14 protein-coding genes, 1 tRNA gene and 1 pseudogene are annotated in these 18,822 nt (G+C 68.4%); 8 read left to right on the forward strand and 8 right to left on the reverse strand.

Annotation, left to right across the window (positions count from 1 at the left end):
- Positions 1-14: 14 nt before the first annotated feature.
- Complete coding sequence (locus tag AOZ06_RS02420) at positions 15-509, reverse strand: CarD family transcriptional regulator (protein WP_033392499.1); 495 nt, start codon at positions 507-509, stop codon at positions 15-17.
- A 275-nt stretch (positions 510-784) separates the two neighbouring features.
- Between AOZ06_RS02420 and AOZ06_RS02425 the strand changes: the two genes are divergently transcribed.
- A complete protein-coding gene (locus tag AOZ06_RS02425; RefSeq protein ID WP_054287904.1) occupies positions 785-1,474 on the forward strand; it encodes a hypothetical protein in 690 nt (229 codons plus the stop codon).
- A gap of 113 nt (positions 1,475-1,587) precedes the next feature.
- The gene (gene radA / locus AOZ06_RS02430) at positions 1,588-2,961 is read left to right on the forward strand and encodes a DNA repair protein RadA (protein ID WP_054287905.1); all 1,374 of its coding nucleotides are present in this window, start codon (positions 1,588-1,590) and stop codon (positions 2,959-2,961) included.
- A 189-nt stretch (positions 2,962-3,150) separates the two neighbouring features.
- Here the strand turns inward: radA and AOZ06_RS02435 are convergent, their stop codons facing one another.
- The 5 genes from AOZ06_RS02435 to AOZ06_RS02455 all read right to left on the reverse strand — a co-directional run bounded on the left by AOZ06_RS02435 (position 3,151) and on the right by AOZ06_RS02455 (position 10,334).
- Positions 3,151-4,239: a CU044_5270 family protein gene (locus AOZ06_RS02435; RefSeq protein ID WP_054287906.1), complete on the reverse strand. Its 1,089-nt coding sequence runs from the start codon at positions 4,237-4,239 to the stop codon at positions 3,151-3,153.
- Positions 4,236-4,802, reverse strand: a complete 567-nt coding sequence (locus AOZ06_RS02440) for an RNA polymerase sigma factor (RefSeq protein ID WP_179950802.1) — start codon at positions 4,800-4,802, stop codon at positions 4,236-4,238. Before AOZ06_RS02440 ends, AOZ06_RS02435 begins: the two co-directional genes overlap by 4 nt.
- 39 nt (positions 4,803-4,841) lie before the next feature.
- Entirely contained in the window at positions 4,842-7,370 is a 2,529-nt protein-coding gene (otsB, locus tag AOZ06_RS02445) for a trehalose-phosphatase (RefSeq protein ID WP_054287908.1), read from the reverse strand.
- 67 nt (positions 7,371-7,437) lie between these two features.
- Positions 7,438-8,862, reverse strand: a complete 1,425-nt coding sequence (locus tag AOZ06_RS02450) for an alpha,alpha-trehalose-phosphate synthase (UDP-forming) (protein ID WP_236952048.1) — start codon at positions 8,860-8,862, stop codon at positions 7,438-7,440.
- Positions 8,863-8,957: 95 nt separating this feature from the next.
- Positions 8,958-10,334, reverse strand: a complete 1,377-nt coding sequence (locus AOZ06_RS02455; RefSeq protein ID WP_083471461.1) for a threonine/serine exporter family protein — start codon at positions 10,332-10,334, stop codon at positions 8,958-8,960.
- Positions 10,335-10,467: 133 nt separating this feature from the next.
- Here AOZ06_RS02455 and AOZ06_RS02460 point away from each other — a divergent pair.
- From AOZ06_RS02460 to AOZ06_RS59520, 4 genes and pseudogenes are all read left to right on the forward strand, one after another.
- Positions 10,468-10,540: transfer RNA gene (locus AOZ06_RS02460), tRNA-Thr, on the forward strand.
- A 181-nt stretch (positions 10,541-10,721) separates the two neighbouring features.
- Positions 10,722-11,729, forward strand: coding sequence for a metallophosphoesterase family protein (locus AOZ06_RS02465; protein WP_225953096.1), 1,008 nt, complete (start codon positions 10,722-10,724; stop codon positions 11,727-11,729).
- A 45-nt stretch (positions 11,730-11,774) separates the two neighbouring features.
- Positions 11,775-12,431 (forward strand): annotated as a pseudogene (locus tag AOZ06_RS59515) (caspase family protein); the annotation flags it as partial.
- A 66-nt stretch (positions 12,432-12,497) separates the two neighbouring features.
- Positions 12,498-13,697, forward strand: a complete 1,200-nt coding sequence (locus tag AOZ06_RS59520) for an elongation factor Tu (protein WP_225954238.1) — start codon at positions 12,498-12,500, stop codon at positions 13,695-13,697.
- On the opposite strand, the gene AOZ06_RS02475 is transcribed toward AOZ06_RS59520, so the two are convergent.
- Together AOZ06_RS02475 and AOZ06_RS02480 are read right to left on the reverse strand one after the other, a co-directional pair.
- The gene (locus tag AOZ06_RS02475; RefSeq protein WP_054287911.1) at positions 13,690-15,891 is read right to left on the reverse strand and encodes a molybdopterin-dependent oxidoreductase; all 2,202 of its coding nucleotides are present in this window, start codon (positions 15,889-15,891) and stop codon (positions 13,690-13,692) included. The genes AOZ06_RS59520 and AOZ06_RS02475 overlap by 8 nt on opposite strands.
- Positions 15,892-15,950: 59 nt before the next feature.
- Positions 15,951-16,514, reverse strand: coding sequence for a TetR/AcrR family transcriptional regulator (locus AOZ06_RS02480; RefSeq protein ID WP_218921922.1), 564 nt, complete (start codon positions 16,512-16,514; stop codon positions 15,951-15,953).
- A gap of 226 nt (positions 16,515-16,740) precedes the next feature.
- On the opposite strand from AOZ06_RS02480, the gene AOZ06_RS02485 reads away from it, so the two are divergent.
- On the forward strand, positions 16,741-17,466 hold the full coding sequence (locus tag AOZ06_RS02485) for an Abi-alpha family protein (RefSeq protein WP_054287912.1): 726 nt from the start codon (positions 16,741-16,743) through the stop codon (positions 17,464-17,466).
- Positions 17,463-18,701, forward strand: coding sequence for a DUF445 family protein (locus AOZ06_RS02490; RefSeq protein WP_054287913.1), 1,239 nt, complete (start codon positions 17,463-17,465; stop codon positions 18,699-18,701). The genes AOZ06_RS02485 and AOZ06_RS02490 overlap by 4 nt, the downstream gene beginning before the upstream one ends.
- Positions 18,702-18,822: the final 121 nt, after the last annotated feature.

An 18,822-nucleotide genomic window follows, 5' to 3' on the forward strand; every position in this document is an offset into this window, starting at 1 on the left:
TACTGCGGGGTGGACTAGACCGCCGCGGCTGTGGCGAGAACCTCGTCGAGGAGGACCTCGGCCTTGTCCTCGTCGGTGCCCTCGGCCAGTGCCAATTCGCTCACCAGTATCTGTCGAGCCTTGGCCAGCATCCGCTTCTCACCCGCGGATAGGCCACGGTCCTTCTCACGCCGCCAGAGGTCTCGCACCACTTCGGCAACCTTGTTCACATCGCCGGAGGCGAGTTTCTCCAGGTTGGCCTTATACCGCCGTGACCAGTTGGTCGGCTCCTCGGTGTGAGGAGCACGCAAAACATCGAAGACGCGGTTGAGACCCTCTTGGCCGACGACGTCACGCACGCCTACGATCTCGGCGTTGTCAGCGGGTACGCGAACCGTGAGATCACCCTGCGCGACCTTGAGAACGAGGTACTTCTTCTCCTCGCCCTTGATCACGCGTGTCTCTATTGCTTCGATGAGAGCGGCACCGTGGTGCGGGTAGACGACGGTCTCTCCGACCTTGAAAACCATGTGTCCTCTGCCCCTTTCGCTGACCCCATTCTAACACGTCCCGCAATCCCCCTCAGCTCGGTGTGAGACGGGTAAGCGCAGGTCAGCGGGTCGAGGATGGACCGGCTGGGGGTTGACAAAATACGTCTCCCCATGCATCGAAGTGACAATTAACGATCTTGGTGGGATACTGCCGGATCCTTTGTGGACATCATCTCGCCGAGGCGCCCGCGAGCCCGCGGTGCGCGCCGGATACCCTTCCGGCAGACGCGTTTTCACCAGGAGGGACCGGCAACGTGAGTCGTCAACGGCACAGCCTGCGCTTCGCCACCGCGGCGGTAGGGGTCGCGCTCGCGCTCGCGGGGTGCAGCGCAGGCCAGATCTCGCAGACCGCCGGTATGGAACCCGCGGTGAACGGCGGCGGGGGCAACGTCGGCCTCGTGGCCGTCCGCGACGTCCAGTTCGCCTACCCGGACCACGGCGTGTACGAGAAGGGCGCGAGCGCGGCGCTGACCGGCACGCTGGTCAACAGCGCGCAGAGCGACGACGAGCTCGTCTCGGTGACCACCCCCGTCGGCCAGGCCCGGATCACCGGGGACAAGAAGCTGGCCGCCGGCCGGTCGCTGATCCTCGAGGTGCCCGCCGGCGGCGTGAGCTCCTCGCCTTCTGCTTCCTCGTCGTCCGCGCCGACGACCACCACCGGTGCCCCGTCGGGCTCGGCCACCTCGGGTGCCCCGTCCGGCGCCGCGACCTCGGGTGCCGCCTCGGGTACCGCGACGACCACGTCCCGGCCGGCCACCACCTCGTCGAAGGCGATCGAGATCGGCAAGGCGACGATCGTGCTGAGCGGGCTGACCGAGGAGATCCGGTCGGGCAAGAGCTTCGAGATCACCTTCACGTTCAAGAGCGGTTCGGTGACCATCCTGGTGCCGGTCGCCGTGCCGACGACGCCCCGCACGCCCGCAGGTGGCGGTGGAGGGCACTGAGCAAGGCCGCACCGAGTTCCTCGAAACGCCCGGCACCCGCGTGGTGCCGGGCGTTTCGTTCGTGCGAGGTGCCGGTGCGGTGGATTGTCGGTGGGCAGGGCTAGGTTCGGCGCGTGGTCAAGAAGTCGGGTCCCGCGTATCGGTGTGGTGAGTGCGGCGTCGTCGTCGCCAAGTGGTTCGGGCGGTGCCCCGAGTGCCAGGCCTGGGGCACGATCGAGGAGGTCGCCGCGGCCAGACCCGCGTTGGCCAAGGTCGTCGCCGGTGCTCCGTCCTCGCCCGCCCGGCCGATAGCCGAGGTCGACGTCGAGTCCGCGCGTGCGCAGAAGACGGGCGTGCCCGAGCTCGACCGCGTCCTCGGCGGGGGACTGGTGCCCGGGGCCGTGGTGCTGCTGGCGGGTGAACCCGGGGTCGGCAAGTCGACCCTGCTGCTGGAGGTCGCCCACCAGTGGGTGGCCAGGGACGATTCGCCGGGCCGCGCGCTGTACATCACCGGCGAGGAGTCCGCGGGCCAGGTGCGGCTGCGCGCCGAGCGGACCGGGAACGTGCACGGCGAGATGTTCCTGGCCTCCGAGAGCGACCTGGCGACCGTCATCGGGCACGTCGACGCCGTGAAGCCGTCCATGCTGGTGATCGACTCCGTGCAGACCATGTCGTCGCCTGCCGTGGAGAGCTCCGCGGGCGGCGTCACCCAGGTCAGGGCTGTCACCGCCGCCCTGGTCGCGCTGGCGAAGGAACGCAGCCTCCCCGTGATCCTCGTCGGGCACGTCACCAAGGAGGGTTCGGTCGCCGGCCCGCGGGTGCTGGAACACCTCGTGGACGTCGTCCTGCACTTCGAGGGCGACAAGTACTCGTCGCTGCGGCTGGTGCGCGGGGTGAAGAACCGGTTCGGGCCAGCCGACGAGGTCGGCTGCTTCGAGATGGTCGAGGAAGGCATCGTCGGGGTGCCCGACCCGTCCGGGATCTTCATGAGCAACCGGGTCGAAGGCGTCCCGGGCACGGCGGTGACCGTGATCACCGAGGGCAAACGGGCCCTGCTCGGCGAGGTCCAGGCGCTCGTGTCCAGCACGGAGGCGCCGATGCCCAGGCGCGCGGTCAACGGCCTCGAGGCGTCGAGAGTGGCCAAGGTGCTCGCTGTGCTCGAGCGGCGGGCCAGCCTGCCGCTGGGCAAGTCCGACGTGTTCACCGCGACCGTCGGCGGCATGCGGATCATCGAGCCCGCCGGTGACCTCGCCCTGGCCATGGCGGTCGCCAGCGCCAAGCTCGACATCCCGCTGCCCAACGACATGGTCATCATCGGTGAGGTCGGCCTGGCCGGCGAGGTCCGCCGGGTCGGCAGCGTCGGCAGGCGGCTGGCCGAGGCGGCGAGGCTCGGCTTCAAACGCGCGCTGATCCCGCCGGACTCCGGGCGGCTGTCCGCGGAGATCAAGGCGACCGTCGTCCCCGACCTGCGGACACTGGTGGACACGCTGTCCAAGCGCAGCGGCTAGTTGGCCCATCGAGCTCGTCACGTTCCACGCCGGTGCGGTCTCGGTGCCTGCCTGCGCCGACCCGTCGGCGATCAGGCAGGCCAACGGCTATCGCCCGCAGCCACCGAAACCGTTCCGACAGGGGTGAACGAAAGGTCCGCACGCCCCCGACAGGCGTGCGGACCCGGGTACATCACCAGTTGTATCGATTCAACTGCGCGGTTTGTCACCCATGTTCGCGACCACGCCGATCCTCACGGCCGTGGAGGTCACCGTGCCGACCGGCACTCGCTGAGAATTCGCCTCGAGCTGGGTCTGCCTGCTGCCGATGTACTGCCCGGTCTCCGGATCGACGATCATCTCCCACCTGACGCCCTCAGCCTCGAGCCCGAGAGCGACACCCTTGCGTCCGTCCAGGTTGACCGCGTCACGGTCGCTGATCACCAGACCAGGGGTCAGAGCCAGCGCGCGGTACAGGTTGGCGCGGATGTCCGCCGGTGCCACTCCGGGTTTGGCCAGGTCCAGTACCTGCTGGAGCATCCCCGTCATGGTGAACTCCGCGGCCATCTCGGGCGGGTGGGAGCGGGACGAGACTTCCTTGCGGATCAGGTCGTGGAGCTGGCGGGGGTCGGTGGGCAGCGAGGCGAGGAACTCGGGGGTCGGCCGGTACCAGCTACCCGGCCCCTCGCACGGCTTCTCGCTCTGCCTGATGATGAAGTCGCCGCACCTGGCCCGCCGGTCCGGCATCGGGGACCCCGGCATCGGCGGCACCTGGTTGGGGCCACCGACGATCCACTTGCGGTTGCCCGTTTCCCGCTTGCGCCACAACCATTCCTGGGTGCGGTCCGCGGGAACCCACTTCTCGTTGAAGCGCTCGTCCAGGTAGAACCAGCCCTTGGCCGGGTCGGACGGGTGCAAGGCACCCATTCCGCCCCAGTCGTGTTCCTCGATGTACAGGTACTGGCCCGGCCCGACCACCGGGTCCGACGCGCCGATCTTGTCGGCGGCGCGGGTGAGCAGCTCCCCTGCCGCTGCGGTGGGCAAGGACGGCTCGTCACCGAAAGGAACCACCTGCAGGGCCGTGAAGGAGGCCGCGATGACGGCCACCGCAGCTGCCCACCTACCCCAATGCCGCCGCGCCTTGGGCTGCCGAACAGCCTGCGGCGCCCCCGACGCGCCCATCAGTTCGGCCCTTGCCTTGGCGAGCGCCACATCACCGGGTGGTACCTCGGCGTTCAACGTCGCCAGCGCACGGTCGAGCTCATCGTCCGACCACACCTCGTGCACGTTCTCGCTCATGCTTCACCGCCCTTGCGCAGTTGCTTGCGGACGCGGTGCAGCCGTGAACGCACGGTGCCCGCGGGGATGTCGAGTGCTTCGGCGACTTCGGTGGTGTCCAGGCCCGCCCAGGAGATCAACAGCAGGACATCCCGGTCGCCGGGGGAGAGTTTCGTCAGCGCGCCCGCGAGTCGCTGCGCGGCGGCCTGCGCGTCGACGCGTTCGGCGACGCGGTTCGCGTGCCCGTCGACGGGGGTTTCGGCGGAATGCGCCTTCAGCTGACGGGTTTCGTCGCGTACGTGGCGCCGCATCAGGTTCGTGGCGATCCCGTACAGCCAGGACCGCACGGCCGCGCGCTGCGGGTCGTAGCGGTGCCGCTGGTGCAGCGCGACCACGAACGTCTCGCTGACGAGGTCGTCCGCGGCCGTTTCGCCTACGCGGCGGACGAGGTAGTGCCGCAACGCGGCGGCGTGGGTGTCGAACAGCCACCCAAAGACCCGGCCGGGATCGGGCCCGCTCAAGTCGGGCCGGTCCCGGCCCGGGGGCGGCTGCCCACCGGCTTCGGTGTCGGTCAAAGTGCTCACACCGACTATTGCCAGCGGGCAGCCCGCGCGTTCACGCCCTCAGTGAGCACTCAGCAGCTGCGCGCAGCGGATCAGCCCGAGGTGGCTGTACGCCTGCGGGTGGTTGCCCAGCGAGCGCTCAGCGATCGGGTCGTACTCCTCCGGCAGCAGACCGGTCGGCCCGGCGCAGTCCACCATCTGCGCGAACAGGTCCTCGGCCTCGGTCCGGCGGCCGCACAGCAGGTACGCCTCGATCATCCACGCGGCGCACAGGTGGAAACCGCCTTCGTTGCCCGGCAAGCCGTCGTCGCGGTGGTAGCGGTACACAGTGGACCCGCTGCGCAGCTCGGCCTCGATCGCCGTGACCGTGGACGCGAACCGCTCGTCGGACGGGTCGATCAGGCCGGACAGGCCGACGAACAGCGACGCCGCGTCCAGGTCCGTGCCGTCGTAGGCGGTCGTGAACGACTTGACCTCGTCGTTCCAGCCCTTGGTCACGATGTCCTGCGCGATCTTGTCGCGCAGCGGGTGCCACTCCGGGCTCGGCGTGCGGCCGTAGGTCTCCGCGAGCGTGATGGCCCGGTCGATGGTCAGCCAGCACATCACCTTGGAGTACACGTGGTGGCGCGGGCGGTGCCGCTCCTCCCAGATGCCGTGGTCCGGCTCCTCCCACCGGCGCGCGACGGCCTCGGCCATCGCGTTGGTCATCTTCCAGTCGTCGTCGGTGAGCTTGCCCCGCGCCAGCGACAGCGCCGCGACCAGATCGACCACCGGGCCGAACACGTCGAGCTGAACCTGCTGGTTGGCAAGGTTTCCGACGCGCACCGGCCGGGAGCCCGCATACCCCGGCAGGGTGTCGATCACGGCCTCGGGGCCGAGACCCGTGCCCGCCAGCGTGTACAGCGGGTGCAGCCGCTCCGGGCCGGGCACGGTGGCCAGCACACCGTGCACCCAGTTCAGGAACGCTTCCGCCTCGGTGGTGGAACCCAGCGACACCAACGCTTTCGCGGTCAGCGCGCCGTCACGCAGCCAGCAGTAGCGGTAGTCCCAGTTGCGGACGCCGCCGATCTCCTCCGGCAGCGAGGTCGTCGCGGCCGCCATGATGCCGCCGGTCTCGCTGTGGCACAGGCCACGCAGCGTCAGCGCCGACCGGACCACCAGTTCCCGCTCGACCTCGGGGAACTTCAGCGACTCCAGCCATTCCGTCCAGTACAGGTTGGCGCGCTTCTTGCGCTCGGCCTCCGGGATCGGGTCCGGTGCGAGGTCGTCCGTGCCGCACCGCAGTTCCAGCAGGACCGACTCGCCGTTCGGGCTGACGATCGCGCGGGCGGTGTCGTGCATGCCGTCCGAGCTGATCTCCCAGTCCACGCCGGGGGAGTGCAGCGCCATCGGGTCGGACGTGCCGACCACGCGCAGGCCGTTCTCGTTGCGCACCAGCTTGACCGGCACCTGGCCGAACTCCGGCCGCGGCGCGAACTCCACGACCGCGCGGCTGCTGCCGGAGATCGTGCGGATCAGGTCCGTGCGGTGCGGCTGGGCGTAGTGCTCGAGGTAGTCCGTGACCAGCAGGCCCGACCAGCGGGTCTCCACGGTCATCGTGCCGGGCAGGTAGCGCTGGCCCAGTGGCAGGCCGCCGCGCTCCGGCGTGACCGACAGGTGCCCGGCGCTGGGGCCGCCGAGCAGGTCGGCGAACACCGCCGCCGAGTCCGGCTCCGGGTGGCACAGCCAGGTGACGCGGGCTTCCGGCGTCAGCAACGCGACGGAGCGCTCGTTGGCCAGCATGGTCAGCCGCTCGATCGGGGTGGCCTGCTCGCCGTACAGCCAGTTGCGCCGCTCCTCCAGCAGGAAGGCGAGCATCGTCGCGACCGCTGGGGTGTCGTCGATGCGGAACTGGGCGAGCGTCTCGCCGCCGCCGACCTTGACGCCGAGGTCCGGACCGGACAGCCGGGCGAACGCCTTCTCGTCGGTCACGTCGTCGCCGACGAAGATCGCGGCCGTCGCGCCGATCTGGTGGCGCAGCACGTCGAGGGCGTGGCCCTTGTCGGTCTGCACGACGGCGAGTTCGATCACCGCCTTGCCCTCCGTGACCTGGACGCCGTCCCACGTGCACGGCCCGGTGCGGACGACCTCCGCGACGTGGTCGGCGACAGCCTGCTCGGCCCGCCGGTAGTGCACGGCGATGCTGGCGGGCTTGACCTCGAGGTGCACGCCTTCGGCGCCGTCGACCAGCCGCTCGAGCTCGGTCTCGACCCTGGCGTGCAGTTCCCGCGCCGGTCCGTTGAGCGAGTGCACGAAGCCGATGTCGAACTCGGATCCGTGGCTGCCGACGAGGTGGACCTCGGCGGGCAGCCGGGACATCGTCGCGAGGTCGCGCAGCGCGCGGCCGGAGATCACCGCGGTGGTGGTCTCGTGCAGTCCGGCCAGCGCACGCAACGCGTGCACGGATTCCGGCTGGGGCCGGGCTGTTTCCGGGTCTTCGACGATCGGTGCAAGCGTCCCGTCGTAGTCGCACGCCACCAACAGGCGGGGGGTGCGTGCGAGCTGAACGATCGCCCGCCTCAATTCGGCGGGGAGAGCCTCGGCAGTCACGCCTTCTCCTCGTGCTCCAGCGTGGCAGCCATTGCCACTATTCGGTGAAGTTACGATCTGAACTGATTCAGTTCAACCCCTGTGACCCCAGAGCCTCGAGGAACGACCGTGCCCAACGGTCGACGTCGTGGGTGAGGACCTGGCGTCGCAGAGCGCGCATCCTACGGCGACCCTCCGCTGGGTCGATCGTAAGGGCCGCATGCAGCGCGTTCTTCACCCCGTCAAGATCATGTGGGTTGACCAGGAACGCGCTGGTGAGCTCGGCCGCCGCGCCGGCGAACTCGCTGAGCACGAGTGAGCCGCCCAGGTCGTGCCTGCATGCCACGTACTCCTTGCACACGAGATTCATCCCATCGCGCACCGGCGTGACCACCATGACGTCCGCGGCCGAGAAGAACGCGACCAGCTCGCGCCGGTCGACGGACTGGTGCAGGTAGTGCACGACCGGGTGGCCCACCCGGCCGAACTCGCCGTTGATCCGGCTGACCACCTGCTCGATGCCCTGCCGCATCCGCTGGTAGTGCTCGACGCGTTCGCGGCTGGGGGTGGCGAGCTGGACCATGGTCACCTCATCGGGGTCGACCCTTCCCTCGATGAGCAGCTCGTGCAACGCGTGCAGCCGGACGTCGATGCCCTTCGTGTAGTCGAGCCGGTCGACGCCGAGCAGGATCTTGCGCGGGTTGCCGAGGTCGGCCCGGATCTGCTGGGCGCGCTGGATGGTGTCCCGCTTGCGGGCCGTGCCGTCCAGACCGGCCGAGTCGATCGAGATGGGGAACGCGCCGACCCGCACCGGCCGGTCGCCGACGTGGATGAGGCCGGGTCTGGTGCGCACGCCGACCGCGGCCCGGCTCGGTTCGAGACCGACCAACCGGCGAGCCAGCCACAGGAAGTTCTGGGCACCACCCGGCCGGTGGAACCCGACCAGGTCGGCGCCGAGCAGCCCGCGCACGATCTCCGTGCGCCACGGCAGCTGCATGAACAGCTCGACCGGCGGGAACGGGATGTGCAGGAAGAAGCCGATCCGCAGGTCCGGCCGCTGCTCGCGCAGCAGCGACGGGACGAGCTGGAGCTGGTAGTCCTGGACCCACACGGTCGCGCCCGGCGCGGCGATGGCGGCAGCGGCCTCGGCGAACCGGTGGTTGACCTTCACGTAGCTGTCCCACCACGCCCGGTCGAAGACAGGCGCCTCCACCACGTCGTGGTAGAGCGGCCACAGCGTGGCGTTGGAGAAGCCCTCGTAGTAGTCGCTGACGTCGGTGGCCGACAACGTGACCGGGACCAGCCGCAGGCCGTCGTCGTCGAACTCCTCCACGTCCACGTCCGGCACGCCCGGCCAGCCGACCCACGCGCCGCTCTTGGACCGCAGGAACGGCTCGAGCGCGCTGACCAGCCCGCCGGGGCTGTGCTTCCAGCGCTGCGTGCCGTCCGGTGCACGCTCGAGGTCAACCGGCAGCCGGTTGGCCACGACAATGAAGTCCGCACCACTGTTCACCGGGAGAGAGCCTCCTTGTGATGACACTGACCAACGACAGTAGTCAGTAATGCCGCCTACGCGCGTCCGGCAAACGGTCAGGTGGTAAGTCTCACTTAGACGACGTTGTCGTGAGCCTCCAGCCGCTGCCAGCCCGGACCGACGAGCCTGATGGCGCCGAGCCGACGTTCCAACTTACCGAGACTGCTGCGAACAGGCTGGGCCAGGTACTCGCCAAGCACAACACCAGCACCCAACGCCAACGCGATCCCAAGGGCCGTCATGAGCGTCACCACGCCGGTGGCGGTGTGGTCGACGGCGAGTTCGTACAGCGAGCGATACGTGGTCAACCCGGGGAACAAGGGGGTCATACCCGACACGGCGACCACCAATGGGGTGATGCGCAGCCGACGAGCCAGCACCCCACCGCAGAACCCGATCCCGGCGGCGGCGATGGCCGAAGCCACGATCGGCCCAGCCCCGCTCAGCACAAGCCCGCCGTAGCCCAGCGCACCGAGAGCGCCCGCAGCGCTCGCGACCATGAGCGAGCGCATGGTGGCGTAGCTCGCAAGCGCGAAGCACCCAGCCGCCGCAGCCCCAGCCACCGCCTGCAGCGGCAACCGCAGCGCAGTCGGCGGCAAGGCCTCAGCCATTGGCACCCTCGGCAAACCGACGGCGGTCGCAACGTTGAGCGCGAGGACAACCCCGCCAATGAGGCCCGCGGTCATCAACGCGACCTCCATGGCCCGACCAGCGGCGGTGACGTTGTAGCCCGTAATGGCGTCCTGCACGGCGCCAACCACACTCAGCCCGGACAGCAGGACTGTGATGGCAGCGGCGACCACGAGCGTGGGCGACTCCCCCAGCCACCCGGTGGACACAACGGCGAGCGAGCCACCGGTGGCCAACGCCCCACCGATGACCTGCTGGAAGAAGAACGGCAGGTTCCGCCGGTTGAGCACCCGCCCGATCCGGTCGATGACAGCGGTGATGACAGCGGCGACCAACGCCACCAACGGCCCACCACCGAGCAGAACGGTGACACTCGCCGCCATCCCGGCCCAAGCGGCGGTCGCGACCCAACGCGGATAGGGATGCCTCGCCGTAGTGATCCGCTCAAGCCGTTTGACGGCGTCGAGAGGCGTCACCCTGAACCGGGTGATGTCCCGAACGAGATGCTCGACAGCAGCAAGCCGCGTGTAGTCCAACCCCCGCGACCGCACAACGCGCATCGACGTGACAGGCGCGTGCTCCGGCCCACGGTGACAGCACGCGGTGATCGAGGTGAACGTCACGTCGACCTCACACTGATCAAGCCCGCAAGCGTTTGCGACAGCAATGATCGTCGCGGTGACATCAGACGCCCCGGCACCAGAGCTCAGCTGCACCTCACCAATCCGCAAAGCCAGGTCAAGCACAAGATTGACCACTGCCTCGTCGGGCACGAACTGTGCCACCACTACACCTCCTGCCGCGTGTTTCCCGCGTGGCATCGCACTGATGCACAACGGTGTTGCAGTGGTGTGCGTCACAAGCAGGTTTAGCCATGGGATGCACGACAGAAGCGCAACCAGGAGCCGGGTTGATTAACGGTTGGCCCCCCTGCTTACGATGTGCAGGAACGTCGCCGGTGTAGCTCAATTGGCAGAGCACTCGCCTTGTAAGCGAAAGGTTACGGGTTCGAGTCCCGTCACCGGCTCGACTCGTTCTCTCCTCTTCCCAGCCGGGGTTTGTCCGCCGGGGCCGAGCCCCAGACCTGGGGTGACGTCCACGCGAAGGGTTCAGCGGGCGTACACGGAGACGTGGCCCGAAGTCCATGGTCGCTCGGGGTTGGCTGCTTACGTTGCGCGGGAACGTCGAACGTAAGGAGTTTTCGGGTTATGGATCGCAGAGTGTTCATGGCGGCCGCGGCCGGTGGTGTGGCGGCAGCCGCCGTACCCGGGCAGGCTGAGGCGCAATCGGAAGCACAGGGGCTCTGGGGGCCGGCGGTTCGGTTCAACGTCATCAGCGACATCCAGGGGGACCTGGCGGACTTCGGACGGGCACTGGACGACCTGGCGGCGATCAACCCGGCAAGCGCCGGGCTGGGAATAGCCGGAGACATCACACCGCGCGGCTACGACTTCGAGTACGCCCAAGTCCGGCAGACCCTGGGAAAGCACCCGCGCCCGCGAAAAGTGGCGTGGGCGATCGGCAACCACGAGTTCTACGTGCCCAAGTGGCGGGACCCGGACACCCTCGCCCAGGAAACCTGGCCCAACGGCACGACAGAGGACTCGCTTTTCCGGAGCTTCTACAACTTCGCCGGCCGCAACACGGTGTACACGGAAACCTCGTTCGGCGGCATCCCCGTGCTGTGCCTGGGAACCGAGCGTTACGCCAAGTACCACGACCCCAAGTTGTGGGACGAAGTCTGGATCAGCGACCAGCAGTTCACGTGGCTCGAGCAGCGGCTGAGGTACTGGGCCGGTTGGCGCAAACCGGTGATGGTCCTGACGCACCACCCGTTGCCCAACACGGTCTCCGGCACGCACAACAAGCTGTACAAGTCCGATTACCTGCAGCCGGATCGGCTGTTGTCGATTCTCGGCCGCCACAAGGACGTGTTCCTGTTCTCCGGCCACACGCACTGGGATCTCAACCTGTCCGACTGGGTCGTGCGGCGCGTCGTGCCCGGTACCGGGAACCTCGAGGGCTTCACCGTGGTCAACACCGCCGCCGTGCAGACCGGCTGGGTGGACGACGGCAAGGGCGGTGAAGTGTCGCTCGGCGGCGCGTTCAACCAGGGGCTGCAGGTCGAGGTGTCGAGCCGGTCGGTCGTCATCAAGGCCCGTGACTTCACCACGCGCACCTGGCTGAAACAAATCACCGTCCCGCTGCACTCGTAAGCGAAAGGATGCGGGTTCGAGTCCGCTCGCCCCGTACGGTGTGGCATGCGTTTGCCGGATGGTCCCCAGTCGCGTGTGCTGCTGATCGGAGCGAGCCGGTTCGCCGACCCCGAGCTGACCGATCTGCCCGCCGTGCGCAACAACGTCGAGCACCTGAAGGCTCTCCTGTGCGGCAGTGCGGGTGCGGGGATACCGCCTGAGCACTGCACGGTGCTGCTCGACGACGAGGCGACGCTCGGGCAGATCGGTGAGCGCATCGAGCAGTACGCCGGCAGCGCGAACGACCTGCTGCTGATCTACTACGCCGGGCACGGCCTGATCGACGACGACGGCGAGTTCTACCTGTCGTTGCCTGCCACGCGGACCGCGCAGAAGCGGTGGACCGGCCTGCCGTACCAGTGGATCAGGGCGAGCATCGACAAGCGCCGAACGGTCGCGCGGAACCGCGTCGTGATCCTGGACTGCTGCTTCTCCGGTCACGCGATCGAGTCCATGTCGGACGCGGAAAGCGCGATCGTCGCCACGACGCAGATCAGCGGCACCTACACCCTGACGGCGACCGCGCGGACCCAGGCCGCGATAGCGCCGCCCGGAGCGCGTTTCACCGCGTTCACCGAAGAACTCGTCGGCGTACTCAGCGAAGGCTCGCGGTCGGCGCCGGAACTGCTCACGCTCGAATCCGTCTACCAGCACCTGTTCGAGCGGCTCAGCGCACGCGGGCTCCCGACACCACAACAGCACAACACCCACTTCGGCAGCCAGCTGGCGTTGGCGCGCAACAACGCTTTCACCAAGCCGCATGACAAGCAGCACATCAACGTGGGCACGATCGGGCACGTCGGCCACGGCAAGTCGACTCTGACCGTTGCCATCACCCGTGTCCTGCACGACAAACACCCGGAGCTGAACACCGCGGTGACGGCCGACGACCTCGACGTCACACCGGAGGAGTTCAGCCGTGGGATCACGATCCCGATCTCCCACGTCGAATACGAGACCCGTACCCGGCACTACACGCACATCGACTGCCCCGGGCACGCCGGCTACGTCCGCAACATGATCACCGGTACGTCGCAGATGGACGTGGCGATCCTCGTCGTCTCCGCGCTCGACGGCCCCATGCCGCAGACCAGGGAGCACCTGCGGATCGTCAAACACCTCGGCGTGCGTGACGTCGTCGTCGCGCTGACCAAGTGCGACGGGACCAGCGACGAGTACCTCGTCGGCCTCGTCGAGATCGAAGTCCGCGATCTGCTGAGCAAGAACGGTTTTCGCGGCAAGGAAGTCCCGGTGATCCGGCTGTCCGCGTCGCAGGCCCTCGAAGGCGAGCCGCAGTGGGTCGAGCGGATGCGGGAACTGCTCGACGCGCTGGACGCCGCCGCACCGAACCTGCGAAGGGACACACAAAGCCCCTTCCTGATGCCGATCGAGGACACCTTCCTGGCCGATGGCGGAACTGTTGTCACAGGCAGGATCGAGCGCGGCACGATCGGGCTGCGGCACGAGGTCGACCTGCTCGGCATCACCGGCACGCGGACGAACACCGTCGTCGACAGCATCCGGGTGTTCGCCAAGCCGCGTGACCGCGCTGAAGCGGGAGACATCGTCGGACTTCGGCTGCTCGGCGCCGAACTCGCTGACGTCAAACGCGGAATGGTCCTGGCCGAGCCGAGGAGTGTGCGACCGTGCACCGAGGTCGAGGTGTCGGCGCACGTACTGGACTACCTCGACGATGGCCGGACTCATCCGTTCTTCGACGGCTACGAGGCGCAGTTCCATTTCCACACCGCGCGGGTCACCGGCGTGGTGCGGCTCGCCGACGGCGTCGAGATGGCGTCACCTGGACGTGACGTCGTCCTGACCGTCAGCCTCCTGCGCCCGGTCGTGATCCTGGAAGGAATGCCTTTCGTCATGCGGGAAGGCGGGCTGACGGTCGCGGTGGGGTCGGTGCGCAGGCTTCTCAGCTGACCGCCTGGATGCTGGCTGGAACGTGTTTGTGCCAGGGTGTTCCGGCGATCGGGTCGCGCCAGCCCGCGTCCGTCAGGTCGTTGGGTGACGCACCCGTCTGCTTCTGTTCGTAGTCAAGGCCGAGACCGTTGGGCAGGGCGACGTGGCCCGGTTGCATCCGGTCGCTGATCTCGACGGCCGCTTCGACCGAACCACGTGTTGTCGTCACACGCGCCATGCCTTCGTCGCGCAGGCCAAGGGCTTCCGCGTCCTGCGGGCTGACGCGCAGCGCGCCGCGTTTGTCGCGCCTGCGCCACTCCGGGTTGCGGATGATCGTGTTGGCGGTGAACGCGCGCCGCTCGCCCGCCGACAGGACGAACGGGAACTCTTCGCTCGTCCACACCTGCGGCGTGTCCAGCGCGCGCAGTTCGTCGAGCAGAGAAGGGATCGCGAGGTGGATGCGACCGTCGTCCGTGCCGACGTAACGCCAGGCGCCGGCGTAGTCGTCGAGCGTGATCGGCACGCCGGATCGCGAACTCAGGATCGCCTCGAACAGGGCTTCGCCGTCAGCGTGCCCGGCGCGTTTCACCGCGTCGGGGAACGTCATCGCGCACTTGTGGGCCGCGAGCCAGAGCACCGCGGCCGACGCCGCGCCGTCCGGCAGTTTCGGGCCGAGCGTCTCGTACGCCACGAACGGTGCCAGCGGCGCGAGTTTTCCCGACAACACCTGGAACATCGCCATCGCGTACGTCTGCCGGTCGTCGGCTTCGTGCAACGGCGCCAAGTCCTCGGCGGTGACGAGACCGAGTGCGCGGACCAGCCGGGCGTAGATCTCGGCTTCGGGGAGCGTGCCGGGCAACGGGTCGACGACCGGTGCGCGCAGGTGGAACGTGTTGCGGGGGAACTCGAGGTTGAAGAACGTGGCTTCCCACTTCTCGAACTGGCTCGCGGCGGGCAGGACGTAGTCGGCGCGCCGGGCGGTCTCGGTCATCGCCACGTCGATCACGACAGTGAGGTCGAGGGCCGCCATCGCCGCGTTGAACCGCTGCGAGTCGGCGAGGGAATGCGACGGGTTGGCGGATTCGATGATCATCGCGCGGAAGCGGTCCGGGTGGTCGGTCAGGATCTCTTCGGCAATCACGTTGCACGGCACCAGGTTGGCGATGATCCGGGCGCCGGTGACCGGGGTGCGGCGGTCGCGTTTCGGATCGTGGTCGGCCAACGGCACCAGCCACGAGTGCACGCTCATCGCGCCCTGTTTGGCGAAGTTGCCGGTGAGCAGCCACAGCAGCTTGTTCACGTACGAGTTCAACGTGCTGTGCGGGGCCATCTGGACGCCGAGGTCCTCGAGGACGGACACGCTGCCCGCTGTCCCGATCCGCCTCGCGGCCCGCACGATGAGCTCCTCGCCGACGCCGCAGCGGTCGGCGAAGTCGGAGATCCTCGTGTGCGCCAGTGTGTCGACGACGTCGTCGAAGCCGGTGGTGCGCTCGGCGAGGAAATCGTGGTCGACCAGGTCTTCCTGGACGAGCACGGCGGCCATCGCGGCCAGGCACCACGCGTCGGTCCCCGGTTTGACCCGCAGGTGGAGGTCGGCGAGGTCGGCCGTCTCGGTGCGGACCGGGTCGATGACGATCAACGAACGCACCGGGTCGCGAGCGATCTCCTTGAGCACGACTCGGGCCCGCGGGATGCCGTGCGACTGCCACGGGTTCTTGCCGACGAACACAGCCACCTCGGCGTGCTCGAAGTCGCCCGCGGTGTGTCCTTTGTAGAGCTGGGCGTCCACCCAGAACTCGCCGGTCTTCTCCTGCGCGAGCGCGTTCGAACGGTAGCGCGAGCCCAGTCCCCGCAGCAGCGCCGAGCTGTACGCGCCTCCGAGGTGGTTGCCCTGGCCGCCACCGCCGTAGAAGAAGATCTTGTCCCCGCCGTGGGTGTCGCGCACGGCGCGCAGCCGGTCGGCGATCTCGGCGATCGCCGTGTCCCAGCTGATCGGCTCGTACTCACCGTCGCCGGTGCGGCGCATCGGAGAGGCCAGCCGGTGCGAGCCGTTCTGGTAGTGCTCCAGCCGCAGCGCCTTGTTGCAGGTGTACCCCTCGGAGGCGACGTGGTCCTTGTCGCCGCGGATCCGCTTGAACAGCCGGTCCTCGGTGAGCACCTCGATCCCGCAGTTGCACGCGCAGAGGATGCATGCCGACTTGTGCCACTGATCCATGACGAACCCCGCAAGAGTCGATTATGCAAAGCATCATAATCGGCTGGCAGCGGGCCGCGTCAAGCCGAATCGACCAGCAGGTGCCCGATCGTCCTGGTCATCTCCCGTTCGACCCGGTCGAGCGCGCGCAGGTCACCCTTGGCCCTGGCCAGCACGACCGCCCCTTCGGTCGCGGCGATCAGCAGGGTCGCCGCCGAGACCGCGCGCTCCTCGGCGACACCGCGCCCGACCAGCAGATCCGCGATCGCCCGCTCCCACGTGCCGAACACCTCGCGGGCGGCTTGGTACGCGTCGCCGGACTCGGCCTCGGCCAGTGCGGCGGCCAGCACCGGGCAGCCCGACTGCGGATGCATGGTCAGCTCCGTGCGCCAGAACCCGAACAGGGCACCGACCACCTCGAGCGGGCCGCCCGCCTCGACCAGCATCCGGGTCACCAGGCTGCCCGCCCACACGGTGGCCTCGGCGGCGAGCTGGTTCTTCCCGCCGGGGAAGTGGTGGTAGATCGAGCCACGCGGCGCGCCGCTGTGCTCGAGGACGTCGGCGAGCGACGTTCCGGCGATCCCGTGCTCCCTGAACAGCAGGGCAGCGCTGCGGATCATCGTCTTGCGGACATCGCGGGCCATCCCGCAAGCCTACTATGCAAAACATCATAGTCGGGTGCCCCGGCGGGGAATCCGATCGCTCATCCAGGTGAGCGAGTCGCGGTGGTCGCGACGGGGACCGCGGCAGTGCCGGGATACCGCGACCGACATCACGGCGGATCTTGGCCGTTACCGCGGTCGCGCTGAGTATCATGCCCTGACCAGCGGGGACGCGTGATACACGTGGCCGCTGGAGGCGGGAGGCGTCGTGGCTGACGAGCAGGACCCGGTCGACCGGGTGGTGGCGCAGGCGGGCAAAGTCGCGGGCTGGCTGGCCAGAACGAGCTGGCAGGCGGCGGGGCGCCTGCCCGGTGGCGAAGCCGCCCAGCGCCAGTTCCGGAAAGCCGAGAAGGCCGTGCTCGAGCAGTTCCGCAAACGCCTCGACGAGGAAGGCACGTTCACCGGCCCGCTGATCGAGGCCGGCCCCACGGTGGTCGACGGCGAAGTGGACCCGGTCCGCTCGGCCATGGCGGACCTGCTGCGGCTGTCCGCCGAACTGGACCGCGAGCAGGGCCGTCACCACCTGTTCATGGCGATCGTCCGCCAGCTCGTACCCGACGAGGCCAGGATCCTCGCCGCCCTCAGCGACGACACGGTGTACGCCCTCGTGCACGTGGCAGGCCGCCCGGCGCTGGGCGGGCCGCAGCGGATCGTGCTGCGCAACGCGTCGTCGGTGGGACGTGCGGCCGGGGTGATGTTGCCGGACCTCGTGCCCGAGTACGTCACGCGGCTGATCGGCCTCGGCGTGGTCACCGTCGGCCCGGACAACCCCGCCCTGTCCACGCAGTACGACATCCTGCTGACCGACGACCGGGTGCGCGCTGCCGAGACCGCGGTCCGGACCGTGCACAAGCTCACCCCGCGCTACGTACGGCGGACGCTGCGGCTGTCCGCGCTGGGCACCTTGTTCTGGGACGCGGCGCAGCCGCGATGATCAGCGAGATCCTCGCCGACTTCCAGCGCAACTGGCTGGTCTACGCCTCGATGCCGGTGATCGCCGCGCTGATCGGGTACGTCACGAAGATCGTCGCCATCCGGATGATGTTCCGGCCGATCGAGTTCCGCGGCATCCGGCCGTTGCTCGGCTGGCAGGGCATCGTGCCGCGCAAGGCCGCCAGGATGGCCGCGATCGCGTGCGACACCATGACCGACCGGCTGATCACCGCAGGCGAGGTCGTGCGGCGGCTCGACCCCGGCCGGATCGCCAAGGAACTGGAGAGACCGCTGCTGGAAGCGGTCGAGGAGATCACGCGGGAGATCGCCGAGGAGTACCAGCCCGCGCTGTGGGAGTCGCTGCCGCAGCAGGTGCAGGATCTGATCGTGCGGCGGATCCAGGCCGAGGCGCCCAAGGTCATCAAGGGCATCCTGGCCACCATCCAGTCCGATGTGGACTCCGTGTTCGACCTCAAGGGCATGGTGGTGCAGAACCTGGTCAAGGACAAGGAACTGCTCAACCGGATCTTCCTCGAAGCCGGCCGCAAGGAGTTCCAGTTCATCGCCAGGTCCGGCATCGTGTTCGGGTTCGTCATCGGGCTCGTGCAGATGTTCGCGTGGGCGACGTTGAAATCGCCGTGGATCATGCCGATCTTCGGCGGACTGACCGGCTGGTTCACCGACTGGCTGGCGCTGAGGATGATCTTCAGCCCGCGTGAGCCGAGGCGCTACTTCGGCCTGTTCACGTGGCAGGGGCTGTTCCTCAAGCGCCGCAAGGAGGTCGCGGCCGACTACGGCGCACTGATCGCCAAGGAGATCATCACGCCGGACAACGTCCTGCAGGCCGTGCTGCGCGGCCCGCTGGCCGATCGCCTGTTCGTCGTGGTCGAACGGCACATCACCAGATCGCTGGACCGGCAGACGCGCCTGGCGCGCCCGCTCGTCGCCCTCACCGTCGGCAGCAGGCGCTACCAGGAGCTCAAACACAGCGCCGCCGAAAAGGTCATGCGCCGGATGCCCGAGACGCTCTCGTTCATCGAGGACTACGCCGAAGAGGCGATGGATATCCGGAACACACTCGTCCAGAAGATGCAAGAGCTGACCGCCGAAGAGTTCGAGGAACTGATCCGTCCGGCCTTCAAGCAGGACGAATGGATGCTGATCACGGTCGGTGCCGTGCTCGGCTTCGCCGTCGGCGAGCTGCAGGTTTTCCTGGTCGAGCACCTGGCCAACTGAGCCGCCTTATCCGTATGCCACTATTGCCGCGTTCGCGGAAACGCGTCGATGGTCCGGTAGTCGTATTCGAGGCGGACTCGACAATCGGCGAGGTGGGAAAGATCATTCCAAGAAGAGTGGC

This window comes from Kibdelosporangium phytohabitans, assembly GCF_001302585.1.
GTDB classification, from domain to species: domain Bacteria; phylum Actinomycetota; class Actinomycetes; order Mycobacteriales; family Pseudonocardiaceae; genus Kibdelosporangium; species Kibdelosporangium phytohabitans.

Coding starts and splice junctions, on each gene's coding strand:
- AOZ06_RS02475 (WP_054287911.1), bottom strand. CDS start 15,891: ATGGATCAGTGGCACAAGTCGGCATGCATCCTCTGCGCGTGCAACTGC.
- AOZ06_RS02455 (WP_083471461.1), bottom strand. CDS start 10,334: ATGCCACGCGGGAAACACGCGGCAGGAGGTGTAGTGGTGGCACAGTTC.
- AOZ06_RS02490 (WP_054287913.1), top strand. CDS start 17,463: ATGATCAGCGAGATCCTCGCCGACTTCCAGCGCAACTGGCTGGTCTAC.
- AOZ06_RS02465 (WP_225953096.1), top strand. CDS start 10,722: ATGGATCGCAGAGTGTTCATGGCGGCCGCGGCCGGTGGTGTGGCGGCA.
- AOZ06_RS02420 (WP_033392499.1), bottom strand. CDS start 509: ATGGTTTTCAAGGTCGGAGAGACCGTCGTCTACCCGCACCACGGTGCC.
- AOZ06_RS02480 (WP_218921922.1), bottom strand. CDS start 16,514: ATGGCCCGCGATGTCCGCAAGACGATGATCCGCAGCGCTGCCCTGCTG.
- AOZ06_RS02435 (WP_054287906.1), bottom strand. CDS start 4,239: ATGAGCGAGAACGTGCACGAGGTGTGGTCGGACGATGAGCTCGACCGT.